The organism is Sulfuritortus calidifontis, from assembly GCF_003967275.1.
Lineage (GTDB): Bacteria > Pseudomonadota > Gammaproteobacteria > Burkholderiales > Thiobacillaceae > Sulfuritortus > Sulfuritortus calidifontis.
Window position 1 is genome coordinate 2,201,588 of sequence record NZ_AP018721.1, and the last position, 18,908, is coordinate 2,220,495.

Consider the following 18,908-nt stretch of genomic DNA (forward strand, 5'->3'; position numbering starts at 1 on the left):
CGAACGAGGTAACCCATGATCAAAGGCGGAATCGGCAACCTGATGAAACAGGCCCAGCAGATGCAGGAAAACCTGCAGAAGGCCCAGGCCCAGATCGCGGAAATGGAAGTGGAAGGCCAGGCCGGCGCCGGCCTGGTCAAGGTCACGATGACCGGCAAGCACGACGTCAAGCGCGTGGTGATCGACCCCTCGCTGATGCAGGATGACAAGGAAATGCTGGAAGACCTGATTGCCGCCGCGGTGAACGACGCCGTGCGCCGGGTGGAGAGCGCCAGCCAGGAAAAGATGGCCGCCGTCACCGCCGGCATGCCCCTGCCGCCCGGCATGAAGTTCCCGTTCTAAGTTGTCAGCATTCAGCATTCAGTTTGCAGTCACCCTCATGATCGCCGCTGCCGACTGCCGACTGCCTGCTGCCGACTCGTCCAGATCATGAAGCTGCCGGGCACGCTCGAGGCCTTGATCGACGCCCTGCGCGTGCTGCCCGGGGTGGGACCGAAGTCGGCCGCGCGCATGGCCTATCACCTGATGCAGCGCGACCGGGTCGGCGCCCGGCGGCTCGCGGCCTGCCTGAGCACCGCGCTGGAGAAGCTGCACCACTGCGAGCGCTGCAACAACTTCAGCGAGACTCCGGTCTGCGCGCTGTGCGCCAATCCCCGGCGCGATGCCCGCCTGCTCTGCGTGGTCGAGATGCCGGTCGACCTCAACCGCATGGAAGAGACCCAGGCCTACAAGGGCCTCTACTTCGTGCTCATGGGGCGGCTGAGTCCGCTCGACGGCATCGGCCCCAAGGAGATCGGCCTCGAGCGCCTGTTGCAACGGGCGCAGGACGGCGTCACCGAAGAGGTGGTGCTGGCCACCAACTACACCGCCGAGGGCGAGGCCACGGCACACTATGTCAGCGAGCTGCTCAAGGCCCGCGGCCTCAAGGTCAGCCGCATCGCCCGCGGCATTCCGGCCGGCGGCGAACTGGAATACGTGGATGCCATGACCATCGCGCAGGCTTTCACTGACAGGCGGGCGCTATGAGTCGCCGCGGCACGACAAGCCAAAACAAAATCACGGCACGGATACCGGCCGAGAGGAGCGCATGGTGAACGACGAACTGGAGATGCTGGACAGCCGGCAGACCGAACAACTCCTGGAAGAGCTGATGGCCAGCCAGGACTTCCCGGCCCTGTCCAGCACCATCATCCAGATCAACCAGCTGGTCGGCTCCGACGACAGCCATACCGACGAGCTGACCCGGGTGATCCTGCGCGACAACTCGCTGACCAACAAGCTCCTGCGCCTGGTCAACTCGGTGCACTACGCCCAGTTCGGCGGCCGTAACATCAGCACCATCTCGCGCGCGGTGATCATCCTCGGCTTCAACACCATCCGCGATGCCGCGCTGTCGCTCATGCTGTTCGAGCACCTGAACAACCAGGCCCACGCCCAGGCGCTGAAAAGCGACGCCCTGGAAAGCTTCTACCGCGGCGTGATCGGCCGACTGATGGCCCGCCCCCTGGGCGTGCGCGATGCCGAGGAAGGCTTCATCGGCGCCATGTTCCGCAATCTCGGCCACCTGATGGCCCGGCTGTACTTCTTCGAGCGCACCGAACGCATCCGCGCCCTGATGGAGAAGGAAGGCATCGACGAGAACGCCGCCTGCCGCAAGGTGCTGGGCACCACCTACGACCAGCTCGGCCTCGCCATCGGCCGCCACTGGCACCTGCCGCCCACGCTGCAGCAGAGCATCACCCCGCTGCCGCCCGGCCCGGTGCGCAAACCGACCACGCCCGAAACAAAACTGCAGGCCCTGTCCAACCTGGCGCGCGAACTGTATGAGATCGCGGCCCGGGAACTCACCGATGGCGATCGCCTGAGCCAGCTCAAGGCCCTGAGCGGCAAATATGGCCAGACCGGCGAGATCAGCCCGGCCCAGCTGCACAGCGCCATGATGAACGCCGCGGAAGAGGTGCAGAAGGAGGCGCCGACCCTGCAGGCCTCGATCAGCAGCAGCGCCATGCTCCAACGCCTGCTGGGCGAAGGCGGCGGCGCGGCCGGGGCCGAGGCGGTGGCCCAGAAGGTCGACGCCTCCCGCCTGGACGACCTCGCCCTGCCGCAGATCGACAGCAGCACCGCGACCGACCCGGCCGCCATCCTCACCGCTGGCCTGCAGGACCTGACCGACGCCCTGATCTCCAACACCAACATCACCGGCATTCTGCACCTCTTGCTCGAGGTCTATTACCGCACCGGCTGCTTCGACCGGGTGATGATCGCCGTGCTCGACCGCCAGGGGCAGCACCTCGCTGGCCGTACCGGCTTCGGCAAGAACATCGACTCGGCGATCGCCGCGTTCAAGGTCTCGGCCACCGCCTCGACCGACGCCTTCTCGGCCGCCGTGGCCCAGGGCGTCGACATCCTGATCAGCGACACCCAGGCCGACAACATCAAGGCCCGCATCCCGGCCTGGCACGCCGGTCAGATCAAGGCACATTCCTTCCTGCTGCTGCCGATCACGGTCAACAAGAAACCGCTGGCGCTGATCTACCTGGACAAGGACAAGGGCCCGATCGACCTCGACGCCCAGGTGCTGAACATGATGAAGGTGCTGCGCAACCAGGCCCTGCTCGCCTTCCGCCAGGGCAAGTGAAGTCGCCATGGACGAACTGACCACCGACCTCGATCACAAGAAGACCCAGGCCCTGCTCAAGGACCTGGTGGCGACGCAGGACTTCCCGCTGCTGTCGCAGACCATCGTCCAGGTCAACGAGATCGTCGGCTCCGAGACCAGCCAGGCCGACGAGCTGACCCGCACCATCCTGCGCGACGTCTCGCTCACCAACAAGCTGCTGCGCCTGGTCAACGCCGCGCACTACAACAAGTTCGCCGGCCAGCCGGTGAGCACCATCTCCCGCGCCGTGGTCATCCTCGGCTTCAACACCGTGCGCGACGTCGCCCTGTCGCTGATGTTGTTCGACCACCTGCAGAACCACGCCCAGGCCCGCCAGCTCAAGGGCGAGGTGCTGGAGAGCTACTACTGCGGCGTGCTCGGCCGCCTGCTCGGCAAGCGGCTCAAGCTGCCCGATGTCGAAGAGGCCTTCATCAGCGCCATGTTCCGCAACGTCGGCCGGTTGATGGCCCGCTTCTACTTCTACGACCGCACGCTCAAGGTCAATATGCTCATGCGCGGCAAGCAGCTGAGCGAGAACGACGCCGCACGCGAGGTGTTCGGCACCACCTACGACCAGATCGGCCTGAGCATCGCCCGCCACTGGCACCTGCCTGAGACCTTGATCCAGGGCATGACCCCGCTGCCGCCCGGCGACATCGGCCGGCCAGACAGCGACATCGGCCGTCTGCGCGCCGCCGCCAGTCTGGCGCGCGAGCTCTACGAGGTGATCGCCGCCGGCCATGAGCCGCGCGAGCAGAGCAAGCTGCTCAACCAGCTCGGCCGCCGCTATGCCACCCTCGGCAGCTTCCCCGGCGGCACCCTGAATGGCCTGGCCCAGGAGGCGGCGCGCGAGGTGCAGCGCGACGCCGACATCTTCCAGAGCGACCTGCGCGCCAGCCCCGCCCTGGCCAAGCTGCTCGACCTGGCCGAGCAGCCGGCCGGCGAGACGGCCGAATCGGAAGAGGCCGCCGCCATCGCCCAGGCGCTCAACACCCTGCCCATCCTCGCCGCGGTCGAGCCCGAGGCGGACGACCCGGCCTCCATGCTGGCGGCCGGCCTGACCGAGATGACTGAGGCCCTGGTCGGCGGCGCCAGCATCTCCGACGTGCTGCACATGATGCTGGAAATCTTCTACCGCACCGGCGCCTTCGACCGGGTGATGATCGCGGTACGCGACAAGGACGGCAAATCGCTCACCGGCCGCTTCGGCTTCGGCAAGGACATCGACAAGGCGATCACCGCCTACAAGGTGCCGCTCACCTTCGCCCACGACGCCTTCCAGGTCGCCGCCAACCAGGGCGTCGACATCCTCATCGGCAACGTCGACGACGAGGCCCTGAAGTCGCGCATCCCAGACTGGCAGCGCCAGCGCATCCGCGCCCGCTCCTTCCTGCTCCTGCCGCTGGTGGTCGACAACAAGACCCTGGCCCTGCTCTATGCCGACCGCGACAAGGGCACGCTGCAACTCGATTCGAAGATGCTCAACATGCTCAAGGTCCTGCGCAACCAGGCCTTGCTGGCCATGCGCCAGAACTCCAACAAATAAGTAACCAGGAAAACCATCATGGAACTGACCGCACTCACCGCCCTCTCCCCCCTCGACGGCCGCTATCGCCGGGCCGGCGCCCGGCTCGCGCCCTACTTCAGCGAATTCGGCCTGATCAAATACCGGGTCAAGGTCGAGATCGAATGGCTCAAGGCCCTGGCCGCCGAGCCGGCGATCGCGGAGGTGCCCGCCTTCTCGGCCGCCACGATCAAGGCGCTCGACGCGGTGGCCGACGGCTTCTCGGTGCAGGATGCCGAACGGGTGAAGGATATCGAGAAGACCACCAACCACGACGTCAAGGCGGTGGAGTATTTCCTGAAAGAACGCTTCGCCGACAATAAAGAGGTCATGCAGGTGAAGGAGTTCATCCACTTCGCCTGCACCTCGGAAGACATCAACAACCTGTCGCACGCGCTGATGCTCAAGGCCGCCCGGGCCGAGGTGATCATGCCCAGCCTGAAGGCGCTGCACGACAAGCTCAGCGCCATGGCCGTCGCCCTGGCCGAGCTGCCCATGCTCTCGCGCACTCACGGCCAGCCGGCCAGCCCCACCACCCTGGGCAAGGAACTGGCCAACGTCGCCTACCGCCTCGCCCGCGGCCTCGAGCGCATCGAGGCGGTGCAGCTCCTGGGCAAGATCAACGGCGCGGTCGGCAACTACAACGCCCACCTCTCCGCCTACCCGAACTTCGACTGGGAAGGCTTCGCCCGCCGCTTCGTCGAGGGCCTGGGGCTCGGCTTCAACCCCTACACCATCCAGATCGAGCCGCACGACTACATGGCCGAGCTGTACGACGCCACCGCCCGCGTCAACACCGCGCTGATCGACCTGGACCGCGACATCTGGGGCTACATCTCGCTCGGCTACTTCAAGCAGAAGGTGAAAGAGGGCGAGGTCGGCTCCTCGACCATGCCGCACAAGGTCAACCCCATCGACTTCGAAAACTCCGAGGGCAACCTGGGCCTGGCCAACGCCATCCTCAAGCACCTGTCGGAAAAGCTGCCGATCTCGCGCTGGCAGCGCGACCTCACCGACTCCACCGTGCTGCGCAACATGGGCGCGGGCTTCGGCTATGCGCTCATCGGCTACGAGAGCCTGAAGCGCGGCCTGGACAAGCTGGAGGCCAACCCGGCGCGCCTGGCCGAAGACCTCGACCACAACTGGGAAGTGCTGGCCGAGCCGATCCAGACCGTGATGCGCCGCTACGGCGTGGAAAACCCCTACGAGCAGCTCAAGGCGCTCACCCGCGGCAAGGGCGGCATCAGCCGTGAGAGCCTGGCCGAGTTCATCAAGGGCCTGACCATCCCCGACGCGGCCAAGAAGCGGCTGCTCGACATGACCCCGGCGAGCTACACCGGCATCGCCGCCGAGCTGGCCCGCCGCATCGGCAAGGCTTGAGTGACAGGACTTGAAATCGCCGACGGCGACAACATCTTGTCAGCGATTTGATTTTTGAAAGGTAGGCCATGGGCCAGTTCGCATTCGACGTCGACAGCGGCAACTTCCAGCAGATCGTGATCGAGGGCTCGAAAAAGGTGCCCGTGGTGGTCGACTTCTGGGCGCCCTGGTGCGGCCCGTGCAAGGTGTTGAAACCCATCCTGGAGAAGCTGGCCGAGGAATACGCCGGCAAGTTCATCCTGGCCAAGGTCAACTCGGACGAGAACCAGGAACTCGCCGCCCAGTTCGGCGTGCGCGGCATCCCCAGCGTCAAGGCCATCTACGGCGGCGAGATCGTCGACGAATTCTCCGGCGCCATCCCGGAGGGTCAGGTGCGCGCCTTCCTCGACCGCATCATCCCTTCGCCGGCGGAGGAACTGCGGCTGAAGGCGGCCGAACTCAAGGCCGCGGGCGAGGCCGCCCAGGCCCTGCAGCTACTGGCCGAGGCCTCCAAGCTGGATGCCGGCAACGAGAAGGTGCGTCTGGATGCCGCCGAGATCCTGTGCGAAGCGGGTGAACTCGACGAGGCCCGCCGCCTGCTCGACAGCCTGTCACCCGCGATGAAACAGGAAGACCGCGTGGCCCGGCTCGCGGCGAAAATCAATTTCGCCCTGTCCAGCCAAGGCGGCGGCGACGAGGCAGCCCTGCGCGACAAGATCAAGGCCGACGCCAAGGACATGGACAGCCGCCTGCAACTGGCCAAGCTGCTCATCGCCTCGGGCCGTCATGCCGAAGGCATGGACCAGCTGCTGGAAATGATCCGGATCGACCGCGCCTGGAACGACGAAGCCGCGCGCAAGACCATGCTCGATGTATTCAACCTGCTGGCCGGCAGCCCGCTGGTGGCGGAGTACCGGCGCAAGCTGGCAAGCGCGTTGAATTGATTTGATAAGGGCGCATTAGGCGGATGCCGTAATGCCAAATGCGCTCACGGGACAGCCGGTACATTACGCCCGCGGCTAATACGCCCTCGTGTTGTTTTGCGCCACTCAATGGCAGCGGATGTACAGCTTGCGAATCTCGAACTTGTTCAGGGCTTCCTGGCCGATCTCGCCCCGGATCGCCTGCTCGATCAGGCCGGGCGGCGGCAGCGCGGTGCTGGCGGCGGGCGGCTGGACGCCTTCGTAGTCGAGCACCCGGTAGCCGCGGCCGCGGCAGATGTCGCCGGCCTTGGCCAGGCAGCTGCGCAAGTTGAGCAACGGACCGCTGCAGCCGATTTCGTAGTTGGCCCAGCCGTCCTGGCCGCGGTGTTCGGTAGAGGTGGCGCAGCCGGCCAAGAACAAGACAGATATGGGAAAAAGCAACAACAGCCCTAAGCGCAAGGCCTTAACCCTCTCCCTCCGGGAGAGCACCCGCAAGGGCATAAAGGTGGCGAAGCCGGGTGCGGGAAATGGGCGCAGGTGGTCACTCTGTCCGCGGTTTCCCTCACCCCTACCCCTCTCCCGGGGGGAGAGGGGATGTTGAGCGAATGTGTGTTGGAGCAGTGACATCTCGACTCAACCTCCCCGGTAGTCAGCCGCCAGCTTCATGTAGTGTTGGGCAGAATACTCGAAATAGGCCAGTTCTTCATCGGTCAGCCGGCGCAGGGCCTTGGCCGGGCGGCCCAGGTAGAGCCAGCCGCTTTCCAGCACCTTGCCCTCGGGCACCAGGCTGCCGGCGCCGAGCAGCACGTGGTCCTGCAGCACGGCCCTGTCCATGACCAGCGAGCCCATGCCGATCAGGCAGTCGTTGCCGATGGTGCAGCCGTGCAGGATGACGCTGTGGCCGACGGTGACGTTGCGACCGACGATGAGCGGCGCGCCGACCGGGTCGGCCGCGCTCCTGTGCGAAACGTGGAGCACGGCGCAGTCCTGGATGTTGCTGCCGGCGCCGATGCGGATGAAGTTGACGTCGCCGCGGATGACGGCGCCGGGCCAGACCGAGGCGCCATCGCCCAGCTCGACCTCGCCGATCACCGTGGCGGCACTGTGGACGTAGACATCGCGGCCCAGTTGGGGCCGCTTGTCCTGGAAGCGTTCGATGGTCATGCCGAGCCTCTGTTAGCCCGTGTTGCGCATGCCGGCGGCGATGGCGTTGATCGAGCGCAGCAGCGGCTCCAGCCAGGGGCTCTCGCCTTCGCCCTCGGCCTCGCGCAGCTTGCGCAGCACGCTGGCCTGGATGTAGTTGAGCGGGTCGAGATAGGTGTTGCGGTGCTGCAAGGTCAGCGCCAGGTCGGGCGTCTCGGCCAGCAGGCGGGGGATGTCGGCCACGTGCAGGATCTGGCGCACCGCCTCTTCGTGCCGGCTGCGGATGAGCTCGAAGATGCGCTGGCCGGCCTCGGCGTCCTGGCAGAGGTGGGCGTACTCGCCGGCGATGTTCATGTCGGCCTTGTACAGGGCCATCTGCGCGTTGGATAGCAGGGTACGGAAGAACGGCCACTCGCGGTACATCTTTTGCAGCTTGGCCAGCCGGGTCGGGTCGTCGCCGCGCCAAGACTGAATCGCCGCGCCGATGCCGTACCAGGTGGGCAGGGCGTGGCGCGACTGGCCCCAGGCGAAGACCCAGGAGATGGCGCGGACCGAGCCGATGGAACGGTCGCCCTTCTTGCGATGCGAGGGACGCGAGCCGATGTTGAGCAGGCCGATCTCCCGCACCGGCGTGGCCTCGTAGAAGTAGTCGAGGAAGCCGGGGGTGCGCTCGGTCAGGTCGCGGTAGACCGCCTCGCCCGTCTTCGACAGCTCGTCCATGATGGCGAGATAGTCCTTGCGGTCTTCCGTCGCTTTGCCGACCAGATGGCTGCTGGCCTTGAGCGTGCCGGTGACGCCCAGGGTCAACTCGTACTGGGCGGTCTCCATGTTGTTGTACTTGTAGAACAGCACCTCGCCCTGCTCGGTGAGCTTGAGTTCGCCGCGCACGGTGCCGGCCGGTTGGGCCAGGATGGCCTCGTGGGTGGGGCCGCCGCCACGGCCCAGGGTGCCGCCGCGGCCATGAAACAGCCGGCAGTGGATGCCGTGCCTGTCGGACAGGGCGACGATGCGCTTTTGCGCCTCGTACAGGTTCCACGACGAGGCGAGGATGCCGCCGTCCTTGCAGGAATCGGAATAGCCGACCATCACCTCCTGGCCCTCGCCGTAGGCGTCGAGCAGGCTGCGGTAGACCGGGATGCGGTAGAGCTGGTCGAGCACGGCGTCGGAATGCTGCAAATCGCCGATGGTCTCGAACAAGGGCGAGATGCCGATGTGGCAATACCAGTTGTTGCCCACGCGCCCGGCCAGGCCGGCCTGGGAGCCGAGCAGCATCACTTCCAGGATGTGCGAGGCGGTGTGGGTCATGGAAATCACATAGCGGCCGAAGCATTGCTCGCCCAGGGCGCGGCGCATGTGGGCGATGAGCTGGAAGGTGCGCAGGGTTTCCTGGGTGTTCTCGCTCAAGGCACCGACATCGACCTGCAGCGCGGCCGGGTTGGCGATCAGGTCGGCCAGGGTGGAAAGCCGGCTCGCTTCGTCGAGCGCCAGGTAATCCATGCCGATGGCGGCCTTGAGGATCTCGGCCACCGCCTCGGTATGGCGGCCGGATTCCTGGCGGATGTCCAGTTGCAGCAGATGGAAGCCGAAGGTCTCGACCAGATGGATCAGATCCTGCAGCTCGCTCTCGGCCAAGTCGCGGTCGCCGTGGCCGATCAGCGAATCGCGGATCAGGCGCAGGTCGTGCAGGAAGGCCTGGGCGCTGGCGTAACCCGGCTCCTCGAAGCTGACGTCCGTGCCGTCCATCGCGCGCTGGACCAGGATCAGGTTGCGCCGGATGCGGTAGCGCATGATCTCCAGCTTGCGCCGATAGGGCTCCTGCGGGTGCGGGTTGGGCCGCTTGTCGAACAGCAGCTCGGCCTGGCGGCAGTCCTCTTCCAGGCTTTCCATGAACTCGGTCGAGGGCCGGCACATGCGCATGGACAGCGAGAGCTGGTCGGACAGGCCTTCGAGCCGGCGCAGATATTCCTCGTAGGCGGTCACCGCCTGCATGCGCCAGGCCAGGGCGGTCACCTCGGCGGTCACCCCCGGATGACCGTCGCGGTCGCCGCCGATCCAGGAGCCGAAACGCAGGAAGCTGGAAACCTTGACCGACTCGGCTGCCTCGGCGCCGTAGACGTCGCGCAGCGACTTGTGGAAGTTGCGGTAGACCAGGGTCACCGCCTGGAACAGCGATTGCGGGAAATAGGACAGGCCGGCCCGGATCTCGTCGCGCACTTGCAGCTTGAAGGCGCGCACCTCGTCGGTCTTCCACAGGATGCGGATCTGGTTCGACAGCCGGGTCATGGCCTCGTCGCGGTACATGCCGCGGATGCGCGGGTCGCCCAGGGCCTCCATGCTGAGGAAGATGTTGCGCAGGGCGCCCTTGATCGTGCGCCGCTTGGCCTCGGACGGATGGGCGGTGATCACCGGCATGTAGCACAGCTTGTCGAGCAGGCCCTGGAGCTGCTCGGCCTTCACACCCTGTTCGCGCAGGCCGAGCAGGGTGTCGTGGAAGGAGCCGGCCCACATATGGCTGCCGCGCTGCACCAACTGGCGCCGGCGGCGCAGGCTCACCGTCTCCTCGGCGATGTTGAGCAGGCTGAAATAGATATTGAAGGCGCGGATGATCTGGCCCAGGGCTTCGGGCGACTGCCGGTCGATCAGGTTGACCAGCGCCTGCCGCCGTTTCGGGTCGTCCTTCTCGCGCAGGGCGACGAAGCCGCGGCGCAACTCGCCCAGGGCGTCGTAGACCGGGCGCGGCAGTTCGGCTTTCAGGATGCGGCTGAGCAGCAGGCTCAGCAGGCGTTCGCGCGAGCGGAGTTCTTGTTTTTGAGACAGGGCGGCCATGGGCTATCGTTCGGCTGACTTTGAAAACAAAGGAAAATCGACGGAAAAACCGACGAATTCTACCACAGCCGCCCTCTGCCTCCCCGACCGGCGGGCAGTCCACCGCTGCCAGCCGGTCGCGCCCGGCCCCCGGCTTTGACCGGACAGGCCGCAAAAAATGGCCGCCGTGAGCGGCGGCCGTATCTTGCCTCAACCTAGCGCGGGCAATTCTTCTTGCACTCGTGGTAGCTGCTCCAGCAGACCTTGTGGCCTTCCGGCGTGATGTAGGTGCCGCTCCTGCTGTCGGACGCCTTGTATTGTTCAAAGCAGCGCTGCTTCTGCTCCTCGCACTTTTGCACGCAGGCCGCATTGGCCGATTGAGCGAGTTGGAACGGGGTACTGGCAACAGCCGAGGTACTGCCCGCATGGACACTCGTCGCGGCAAGACAGAACATGACAAAGAGGGCTTTCGTTAAGTGTCGCATGGCCTAATCTCCTATCGTTTCGGGTTGAACAACATCACATCGCACAGGGCGCACAAAAATCAGCCGGGCAGCGACCGGAATGACCATCCCGCCTGCCGGCAGGCCCGCTCGGCCCATTCTCGCGGCCCGCCATAGTCCAGGCTGCCCCCACCCACACCAGCATCCTGACGCGCCTCATTGAAACGCCACCCTCGCTGAACATGAGAAGAAAGACTGGAAAAGGGTGGGACCAAGCCCACGCTGCACTCCACGGCCTGCTCCACCAAGGTCAGTTCCCGCCGGCTGGAATCCGCTTCCAATCGCAATCGATGACGAACGCGCCGGCTGCCGAGCAACCAGCGGGATTGGATGACCTCCTTCTCCGCCATCAGCAGCCCACCAGCCCGGCTGGTCTGCCAGCCTTGCTGTTTCAGGGCCGATTCCAGTTCGGACAGCAGGTTCGTCATGGTCGGCTCATTTCAGCCCGCACTGCCGCATCAATGCCGCTTCGCCACAGCTGATCTCCTCCATCGCGCAGCGGATCCATTCGGCGTTCTCCTTGCGGAAGCATTGGGTGTAGGTGCCGTCCGGGCCCGGCGGACATTGCCGGGCGGCCTGCCGGGCCGCCTCGATGCAGGCGCTGTAGGCGGCGGAACAGGCGCGGTCGGCGCCCAGGGTGACAGTGGTGATGCTGGCGCTGGCCGGGTCCTGGCGCTGGTTGTGCGCGCGCAACTCGGCGATCTTCTTGCGGTAGGGCTCGAAGCATTTCTGCGCGGCCGCGGCCTTGTCCGCCCTTTCGCTTTCTTCGTTCACCTGCGCCTTGCGCTCGAGGGGCTGCAGGCCGATGGTGATCTCGCTGCGCGCGCCGGAAGCGAGGGTGATGCTGTCGCTGCCGGGCAGATAGCCGCTGGCCGAGACCTCGATCCGGTAGCTGCCGGGCGCCAGCCCGGTCAAGGTGGGGGTGGCGCCGCTGGCGCTGGCGCTGGCCGCGCCGGAGAGCACCACGCTGGCGCCCGCGATCGGCTGGCCGCTGCGGGCATCCCGTACCCGCACCGTGAGCGCGGCAGGCGTCTTCCGCTCCACCCCCTTGCTCAGGCGCAGGGTGACGGCATAGTCGGTCTGCCGCGCCGGGTCGATGGCGAGGCTCTGGGCGCTGCTGAGGTAACCGGGCGCCTCGGCCTCGATGGTGCTGGTGCCGCGCGCCACCCGCTGGAAGCTCAGGCTGCCCTTGGGCGCGCCTGCCTGGGAATCGCCCTCGGGCGAGCGAATGCGCACCGTGGCGCCGTGGATGGGGGCGCCGCTGGCGGCATCCACCACCTGCACCGAGACCCGGGCATGGGTCGGCACCGGCTTCTGCTTGGTCAGGCTGGCCTGCAATTCGTACTCGCGCTGCTTGAGCGGGTGCACCTTCAGCTCCAGCTCCACCGGCTCATAGCCCTTGAGATTGACCCGGACCCGATGCTCGCCCGGCGGGATGCCGGCGCAGGTCAGCCTGGGGCCGCGGCCGTCGCAGACCCGCTCGAAGCCGGGGCCGTTGAGCTGCAACCAGCCGCTCTCGCCGATGGGCTTGCCGCTTGTGCCGTCCTTCACCCGCACCGCCAGATTGCTGGGCAGGCCCTTGAGGAAGGCCTGATCGATGAAGCCGAAGGGATCGGCCGGCAGGGCCTGGATACGGCGCACCACCGGCAGCAGCTTGTGGTTTTCCTCGGCGACCACGGGGTTCTCCAGGCCGCCGTAGCGACGATAGACGAAGCTGTACCACTGGTTCACATAGCCGCTGGCCTGCGCATAGGCCGCCCGGTAGTCGGTCGCCAGCCGTTCGGCCTTGCTGGCGAAATCCTTGCTCTCGGGCCGGGCCGTGGCCACGTGCTGGCGCAGCGCGGCCTGCAGCCCTTCGGCGCGTTCGACCGCCTTGGCCATCTGTTCGGCGTATCTCGCGGCGTTCTGGCGCAGCTGGGCGAACTCGGCGCGGGTCGCCTCGGGGTCGTAATAGAGATTGGCCGCGATCTCGTCCACCAGCAGGACCTGGCCCAAGAGATCGGCCGCCTTGAGGCCGCCGTGCATCAGGGCGGCGCCGGACTCGAGCGGGTTGGACACGGTATACCCCACCCCTTCGGCCACCTTACCCGCCCCCCAGAGCGCACCCGACCCGGCATACCACAGGGCATTGCTGAAGCTGCTGCCGAAGGCGCCGGCCACGCCCTTTTCCTTGCTCAGGCGGTAGAAGGCCTCGCCGCCGGCCTCCACGCCCTGGCCGAAGAGATCGGCCACCATCTTGGCCGGTTCGGTCACCGCATGCTTGAACGCCTTGTCGAAGGCCTCCCAGTTGTCGATGCCGCGGTTCTCCATGGCAGCCCGCTCGCGCTCGACGCGGTAGCCGTGCGAGAGCGAGCCGGCGGCCGGCAGCACCGTGGCCACCACGCCGGCCCCCTTGGCCGCCTGGGGCAACAGCTTGCGCAGCGCCTGGGCAGGCGCGCCGCCCTTGGCCGCGGCGCTGTTCACCGCGGCCATGATCGTCTTGGCCTTCTGCGCCGCCTCGACCAGGCCCGTGCCCTTGCGGATCACGTCGTCGATGGTCTGGCCCATGGCCTTGAGCTGCAGGCGGGCCTCGGCCGGCGAGATCTCGCCCGCGGCCAGGCGACGCAGCACCTGGGTGCCCTCGTCGACGCGCGCGGGCACCTTGCCGCCGAGCGCCTCCACCCGCGGCGCGATCTGCCGGTCGAACTGCTTCACGTATTGCCGCGCCTGTTCCTGATACCAGCCCTGGGCCGCCGCCTCGGCCTCCTGCATGATGCGCACCGCGCGCGGGTCGCCCGCCTCCAGGCCGAGTGCCTTGACCTGCCTGGCCGCATCGTCGATGAGGTCCTGGGCCTTGTTGCGGGCGAGGTTGCTCTTGTATTCCATGACCTGGGACAGCTGCTCGACGTCGCGCAGGCGCTGGTTCTTCGGGCCCTTGATGATGGCCTCGCCCTCGCCCGGCCTGCCGCCGTAAGCCTCGCTGGCCAGATAATCGGTCACCTCGAGGTTGTGCTGGTGGGCGAACTCGGCCGCCTCCTGGGCATATTTCTCCGCCGCCTTGGGGTCGGTCGGACGCGCCTTGCCGGTGGCGGCCTCGAAATAGGCCTCCTGCACGCTGCGCGCGCTGTCCTTGATGCGGATGTCCTTGTAAATCTTCTCCTTCACCACCCGGCCCGCCTCGTCCAGCCGCTCCACCTCGCCCACCTCGACGCGCGCGGTGACGTCCCAGTCCTGGCCGACCTTGATCTGGCCCGAGGGATTGGTCGCCTCGAAGAACACGATCTTGTCCGGGCTGACATTGAGCTGGCTGGCCAGGCGCTGGCGCGCCAGCTCGCGCGTGGTCTGCTCGACCGCCTGGATTTCCCGGTTGACCGCGCGCTTGAGGGCATCGCTGCCGAACTGGTTGAGCCGGCTGATGGCCATCGGGTCCTGGCGCAGGGCGAGGGCGGCCTGGCGCGTCGCCTGGGCATCGCCCGCCTTCAGGGCGCGGGTGAATTCGCCGATGCGGGCGTCGGCGGCCTGGACCGCCATGGTGTAGGCCTTGTCGGCCCAGGCGGGGGCAACCACCAGGCAGGCGGCGAGGAGAAGGAGGCGGCGGACGGCGTTTCCGAACATCGGTCTTCTCCTAGCGCAGCCACTTGAACAGCTTGTCGAGCAGGTTCGGATCGAACTCGCGCTTGAGCCGTTCGGCATACTGCTTGAGCAACTCGGGGGTCAGTGCGCTCTCTTCGATGTCGCGCAGGCGGCGGGCGGCGGCCTTGCCGTCGCCAGCCACCTGGATCAGGATCGCCTCGGCCAGCACGAAACGGTCGTCGCCGGTGGCGCCGGCCATGCGGTTGAAATACTGCCGGCCCTGGGCCACCTGCCCGGTCAGGGCATACAGGCTGGCCAGGGTGGCGATCGGCATCCATTCGCGCGGGGCCGTCTCGTCGGCCAGGGCGATCTCCAGGTGCCTCGCCGCCGCGGCGTAGTCCTGCCGCGCCAGGGCCAGACTGGCCAGCTTGGACCGCGCGCCGCGGTGGGCGGGGTCCATAGTCAGCACCTGGCGATAGGCCTGCTCCGCCAGGGCGCGGTCTTCCAGCTGCACCGACAGGTCGCCCAGGCGTTCCCAGTGCTCGATCACCTCGGGTTCGAGCGCCAGGGCGCCCAGGAGGTAATCCCGGGCGCGGCCGTGTTCGCCTTGGCGCGCCAGGGCCTCTGCGATCTGCGCCCGGGTCTCGGCCAGTTGGACGATCAGCTCCAGGCTGACCGGCGGCCGGCTAAATTGCTCGGCCAGACGTGCCTCCTCCTGTGCCAGATAAGCGGGGATCTTGGCGTCGGCCGCCTCCTGAGGGGCCTGGACCGGCCGGGGCGCCGCGCCGCCGGCCAAGGGGGACAGCAACAGGGCGAGCGCGGTCACAAGCAGCAGACCGCGAGAAAGGCGAAGGAGCGGCATCGTTTTTCTATTGCGTGATCGGCTATCGACCCTTTCACTGTATTTGATCCGGCACAAGGGTCAAGCGGATGACCGCCGCAACCCCCACCGCCGGCAGGGACAAGAAAGACTGGAAAAAACCGCCGCCGCCCGCAGATACTAGAGGTCTTGAATCGAACCTGTACAAGCCAACCATGAATCCCTTGCTCGACTACTCCGGCCTGCCCCGTTTTGCCGACATCCAGCCCGACCACGTCGGCCCCGCCATCGATCAGCTGCTCAGCGAAAACCGCGCCCTGGTGGCGAAGCTGGCCGACAGCGCCGAGGCGCCGACCTGGGCCAACTTCGTCGAGCCCCTGGAGGACGCCAACGAGCGCCTGTCCCGCGCCTGGGGCCAGGTCTCCCACCTGCACTCGGTGATGGACAGCCCGGGGCTGCGCGAGGCCTACAATGCCAAACTGCCCGAGGTGACCCAGTACTATGCCGAACTCTCCCAGCACGAGAGGCTGTACGCCAAGTTCAAGGCCCTGGCCGCCAGTGCCGGCTTCGCCTGGCTGACGCCGGCGCAGAAGAAGGTGATCGACAACGAACTGCGCGATTTCCGCCTGGGCGGCGCCGAATTGCCGGCCGACAAGAAGGCGCGGTTCATGGCCATTCAGGAAGAACTGGCCAAGCGCTCGGCCAAGTTCGAGGAGAACCTGCTCGACGCCACCAACGCCTATGCCCGCTACGTCGAGGACGAAAAAGACCTGGCCGGCCTGCCCGAGGATGCCCTGACGGCGGCGCGCGAGGCGGCCGAGAAGGATGGCAAGCCGGGCTGGAAGTTCACCCTGCGCGCGCCCTCCTATCTGCCGGTCATGCAGTTCTGCGACAACCGGGCCTTGCGCGAGGAGCTGTACCGCGCCTATGTCACCCGCGCCTCGGAATTCGGCCCGGCCGAGCTCGACAACACCGAGCTGATCAAACAGATCGTCCGGCTGCGGCGCGAGGCCGCGCAACTGCTCGGCCACCAGAACTATGCCGAGGTGTCTTTGGTGCCCAAGATGGCCGAGCGGCCCGACCAGGTGCTGGACTTCCTCAACCAGCTGGCCAAACGGGCCAAGCCCTTCGCCGAGCGCGACATGCAGGAGATGCGCGAATTCGCCGCCAAGGAGCTGGGCATGGCCGAGCTGGCCGCCTGGGACCTGGCCTGGGTCTCGGAGAAGCTGCGCATCGCCCGCTATGCCTTCTCCGAGCAGGAGGTGAAACAGTACTTCCCCGAGCCGCGCGTGCTGGCCGGCCTGTTCCGCCTGATCGAGACCCTCTACGGCCTGGAGATCCGGCCCACCCCGGCCCCGGTCTGGGACAAGGACGTGCAGTTCTATTCCCTGCACGACCGCAGCGGCCAGCTGGTCGGCCAGTTCTATCTCGACCTCTATGCCCGCGAAACCAAGCGCGGCGGTGCCTGGATGGACGACGCCATCTGCCGGCGGCGCAAGGGCGAGACCATCCAGACCCCGGTGGCCTATCTCAACTGCAACTTCTCGCGCCCGGTCGGCAACAAGCCGGCGCTGTTCACCCATGACGAGGTGATCACCCTGTTCCACGAAACCGGCCACGGCCTGCACCACCTGCTGACCCGCGTGGAAGAGCTGGGCGTCTCCGGCATCAACGGCGTCGAGTGGGACGCGGTGGAGCTGCCCTCGCAGTTCATGGAGAACTTCTGCTGGGAATGGGACGTGCTCAAGCACATGACCGGCCACGTCGACACCGGCGCGCCGCTGCCCAAGGATTTGTTCGACAAGATGCTGGCGGCGAAGAACTTCCAGGCCGGCATGCAGACCCTGCGTCAGATCGAGTTCGCCCTGTTCGACATGCACCTGCACTACGACTTCGACCCGGACGCCGGCAAGAGCGCGCTGCAATTGCTGGACGAGATCCGCCGCCAGGTGGCCGTGGTGATCCCGCCCGACTACAACCGCTTCCCCAACAACTTCTCCCACATCTTCGCCGGCGGCTATGCGGCGGGCTACTATAGCTACAAGTGGGCCGAGGTGCTGTCGGCGGATGCCTACAGCCTGTTCGAGGAAGACGGCGTGCTCAACCCGGAGACCGGCCATCGCTTCTGGAGCGAGATCCTGGGTGTTGGCGGTTCGCGCACAGCCCTCGAATCCTTCGTCGCCTTCCGCGGCCGGGAACCCACCATCGATGCCTTGTTGCGGCACAATGGCATGATCTGAACGACAACATTAGGAGACGGCGATGGGTCGATGGATCTGGCTGGGCTTGCTCTGCCTGCCCCTCGTTTCGCAGGCGGCCGAGATGTATCGCTGGGTCAGCCCCAGCGGCGTCATCACCTACTCCGACTCGGCGCCGCCGGTCGGCGCGGCCCAGCCGGCACGGGTCTACCGCGAAAGCGAGGCACCGAGCGAGGCGGCCCCGGGGGCGGAAAAGCCCGCCGTCGTGCTCTACGCCTTCGCCTGCGGCCCGCTCTGCGACGACGCCATGGCCTGGCTGGCCGAGCGCAACATCACCTATAGCCTGAAGAACCCGCAGACCGAAGCGGAGGCGGCGACCGAACTCAAGAAGATGACCGGCGTGATGGAAGTGCCGGTGCTGCGCGTCGGCGACAAGCACCACAAGGGCTTCGAGCCGGCCAACTGGACCCGGCTCTTGACCGGCGCCGGCTATGCCGTGCGCGCCGGAAAACCCTAAGAGCCCCTTTACCAGCGGGCCGTCTGCAGCCCGACGCCAGCCATGAAACTCGCCACCTGGAACGTCAATTCCCTCAAGGTCCGCCTGCCCCATCTGCTCGACTGGCTACAGCAGAGCCAGGCCGACGTGGTCTGCCTGCAGGAGACCAAGACCGAGGACGCCAACTTTCCCCGGGCCGAGATCGAGGCCGCCGGCTATCAGGCCGCCTTCGCCGGGCAGAAGACCTACAACGGTGTCGCCATCCTGAGCCGCCAGCCCCTGCAGGACGTGCAGGTCGGCATCCCCGGCCTGGCCGACGAACAGAAGCGGGTGCTCGCAGTCACCGTCGGCACCACCCGCATCATCGACCTCTACGTGCCCAACGGCCAGAGCGTCGATTCCGACAAATACCAGTACAAGCTCAAGTGGCTGGAGGCCCTGGCCGACTGGCTGAAAGCGGAACTTGCCCAGTACCCGGAGCTGGCCGTGCTCGGCGACTTCAACATCGCGCCGGAAGACCGCGACGTCTACGACCCCGCGGCCTGGGCCGGCCAGGTGCTGTGCTCGGAATCGGAGCGCGCCCACTTCCGCGCCCTGCTCGGCCTGGGCCTGAAGGACGGTTTCCGCCTGTTCGAGCAGCCGGAGAAGAGTTATTCCTGGTGGGACTACCGCCAGGGCGCCTTCCGCCGCAACATGGGCCTGCGCATCGATCACATCCTGCTCTCGCCCGCGCTGGCCCGGCGCTGCACCGCCTGCACCGTGGACACCGCGCCGCGCAAACTGGAACGCCCCTCCGACCACGCCCCGGTCATCGCCGAAATCGGCTGACATCCCCTCGGAGCCGCGGCCCGCAAGGGCCCCGGCACCCCCGCCCCAAGGAGCATAT

16 protein-coding genes are annotated in these 18,908 nt (G+C 66.9%); 9 read left to right on the top strand and 7 right to left on the bottom strand.

The genetic code is table 11. The features are described from left to right. The first annotated feature begins 18 nt into the window (after window positions 1-18). From EL388_RS11200 to EL388_RS11225, 6 genes are all read left to right on the top strand, one after another. Entirely contained in the window at window positions 19-342 is a 324-nt protein-coding gene (locus tag EL388_RS11200; RefSeq protein ID WP_207899557.1) for a YbaB/EbfC family nucleoid-associated protein, read from the top strand. Window positions 343-429: 87 nt separating this feature from the next. Continuing rightward, window positions 430-1,026 carry a recombination mediator RecR gene (recR, locus tag EL388_RS11205; RefSeq protein WP_126463496.1) on the top strand — a complete coding sequence of 199 codons (597 nt, stop codon included), beginning with the start codon at window positions 430-432 and terminating at the stop codon, window positions 1,024-1,026. A 61-nt stretch (window positions 1,027-1,087) separates the two neighbouring features. Then, window positions 1,088-2,638 (top strand): HDOD domain-containing protein, encoded by a 1,551-nt coding sequence (locus EL388_RS11210; protein WP_126463497.1) that lies wholly within the window; start codon window positions 1,088-1,090, stop codon window positions 2,636-2,638. A gap of 7 nt (window positions 2,639-2,645) precedes the next feature. Next, window positions 2,646-4,205 (top strand): HDOD domain-containing protein, encoded by a 1,560-nt coding sequence (locus EL388_RS11215; protein WP_126463498.1) that lies wholly within the window; start codon window positions 2,646-2,648, stop codon window positions 4,203-4,205. An 18-nt stretch (window positions 4,206-4,223) separates the two neighbouring features. Continuing rightward, window positions 4,224-5,603, top strand: a complete 1,380-nt coding sequence (gene purB, locus EL388_RS11220; RefSeq protein WP_126463499.1) for an adenylosuccinate lyase — start codon at window positions 4,224-4,226, stop codon at window positions 5,601-5,603. Between the two features lie 68 nt (window positions 5,604-5,671). Further along, complete coding sequence (locus tag EL388_RS11225; protein WP_126463500.1) at window positions 5,672-6,526, top strand: thioredoxin family protein; 855 nt, start codon at window positions 5,672-5,674, stop codon at window positions 6,524-6,526. Between the two features lie 105 nt (window positions 6,527-6,631). Here EL388_RS11225 and EL388_RS11230 read toward each other — a convergent pair whose 3' ends face one another. The 7 genes from EL388_RS11230 to EL388_RS11260 all read right to left on the bottom strand — a co-directional run bounded on the left by EL388_RS11230 (window position 6,632) and on the right by EL388_RS11260 (window position 15,370). Further along, window positions 6,632-6,925 carry a hypothetical protein gene (locus EL388_RS11230; RefSeq protein ID WP_126463501.1) on the bottom strand — a complete coding sequence of 98 codons (294 nt, stop codon included), beginning with the start codon at window positions 6,923-6,925 and terminating at the stop codon, window positions 6,632-6,634. Window positions 6,926-7,138: 213 nt separating this feature from the next. Continuing rightward, the gene (locus EL388_RS11235) at window positions 7,139-7,669 is read right to left on the bottom strand and encodes a gamma carbonic anhydrase family protein (protein ID WP_126463502.1); all 531 of its coding nucleotides are present in this window, start codon (window positions 7,667-7,669) and stop codon (window positions 7,139-7,141) included. 12 nt (window positions 7,670-7,681) lie between these two features. After that, window positions 7,682-10,474 (bottom strand): phosphoenolpyruvate carboxylase, encoded by a 2,793-nt coding sequence (ppc, locus tag EL388_RS11240; RefSeq protein WP_126463503.1) that lies wholly within the window; start codon window positions 10,472-10,474, stop codon window positions 7,682-7,684. Window positions 10,475-10,668: 194 nt separating this feature from the next. After that, window positions 10,669-10,812, bottom strand: coding sequence for a hypothetical protein (locus EL388_RS13965; protein ID WP_165919132.1), 144 nt, complete (start codon window positions 10,810-10,812; stop codon window positions 10,669-10,671). A 185-nt stretch (window positions 10,813-10,997) separates the two neighbouring features. Beyond that, complete coding sequence (locus EL388_RS11250) at window positions 10,998-11,384, bottom strand: hypothetical protein (RefSeq protein ID WP_126463505.1); 387 nt, start codon at window positions 11,382-11,384, stop codon at window positions 10,998-11,000. Between the two features lie 7 nt (window positions 11,385-11,391). Further along, the gene (locus EL388_RS11255) at window positions 11,392-14,550 is read right to left on the bottom strand and encodes an MSCRAMM family protein (RefSeq protein WP_126463506.1); all 3,159 of its coding nucleotides are present in this window, start codon (window positions 14,548-14,550) and stop codon (window positions 11,392-11,394) included. A 10-nt stretch (window positions 14,551-14,560) separates the two neighbouring features. Beyond that, window positions 14,561-15,370, bottom strand: a complete 810-nt coding sequence (locus EL388_RS11260; RefSeq protein ID WP_126463507.1) for a tetratricopeptide repeat protein — start codon at window positions 15,368-15,370, stop codon at window positions 14,561-14,563. 173 nt (window positions 15,371-15,543) lie between these two features. Between EL388_RS11260 and EL388_RS11265 the strand changes: the two genes are divergently transcribed. The 3 genes from EL388_RS11265 to xth are packed head-to-tail and all read left to right on the top strand — an operon-like array spanning window position 15,544 to window position 18,850. Next, window positions 15,544-17,568, top strand: a complete 2,025-nt coding sequence (locus EL388_RS11265) for a M3 family metallopeptidase (protein WP_126463508.1) — start codon at window positions 15,544-15,546, stop codon at window positions 17,566-17,568. A gap of 22 nt (window positions 17,569-17,590) precedes the next feature. Then, window positions 17,591-18,043, top strand: a complete 453-nt coding sequence (locus EL388_RS11270) for a glutaredoxin family protein (protein ID WP_126463509.1) — start codon at window positions 17,591-17,593, stop codon at window positions 18,041-18,043. A gap of 42 nt (window positions 18,044-18,085) precedes the next feature. Further along, window positions 18,086-18,850 (top strand): exodeoxyribonuclease III, encoded by a 765-nt coding sequence (gene xth, locus EL388_RS11275; RefSeq protein WP_126463510.1) that lies wholly within the window; start codon window positions 18,086-18,088, stop codon window positions 18,848-18,850. The last annotated feature ends 58 nt before the right edge of the window (window positions 18,851-18,908 follow it).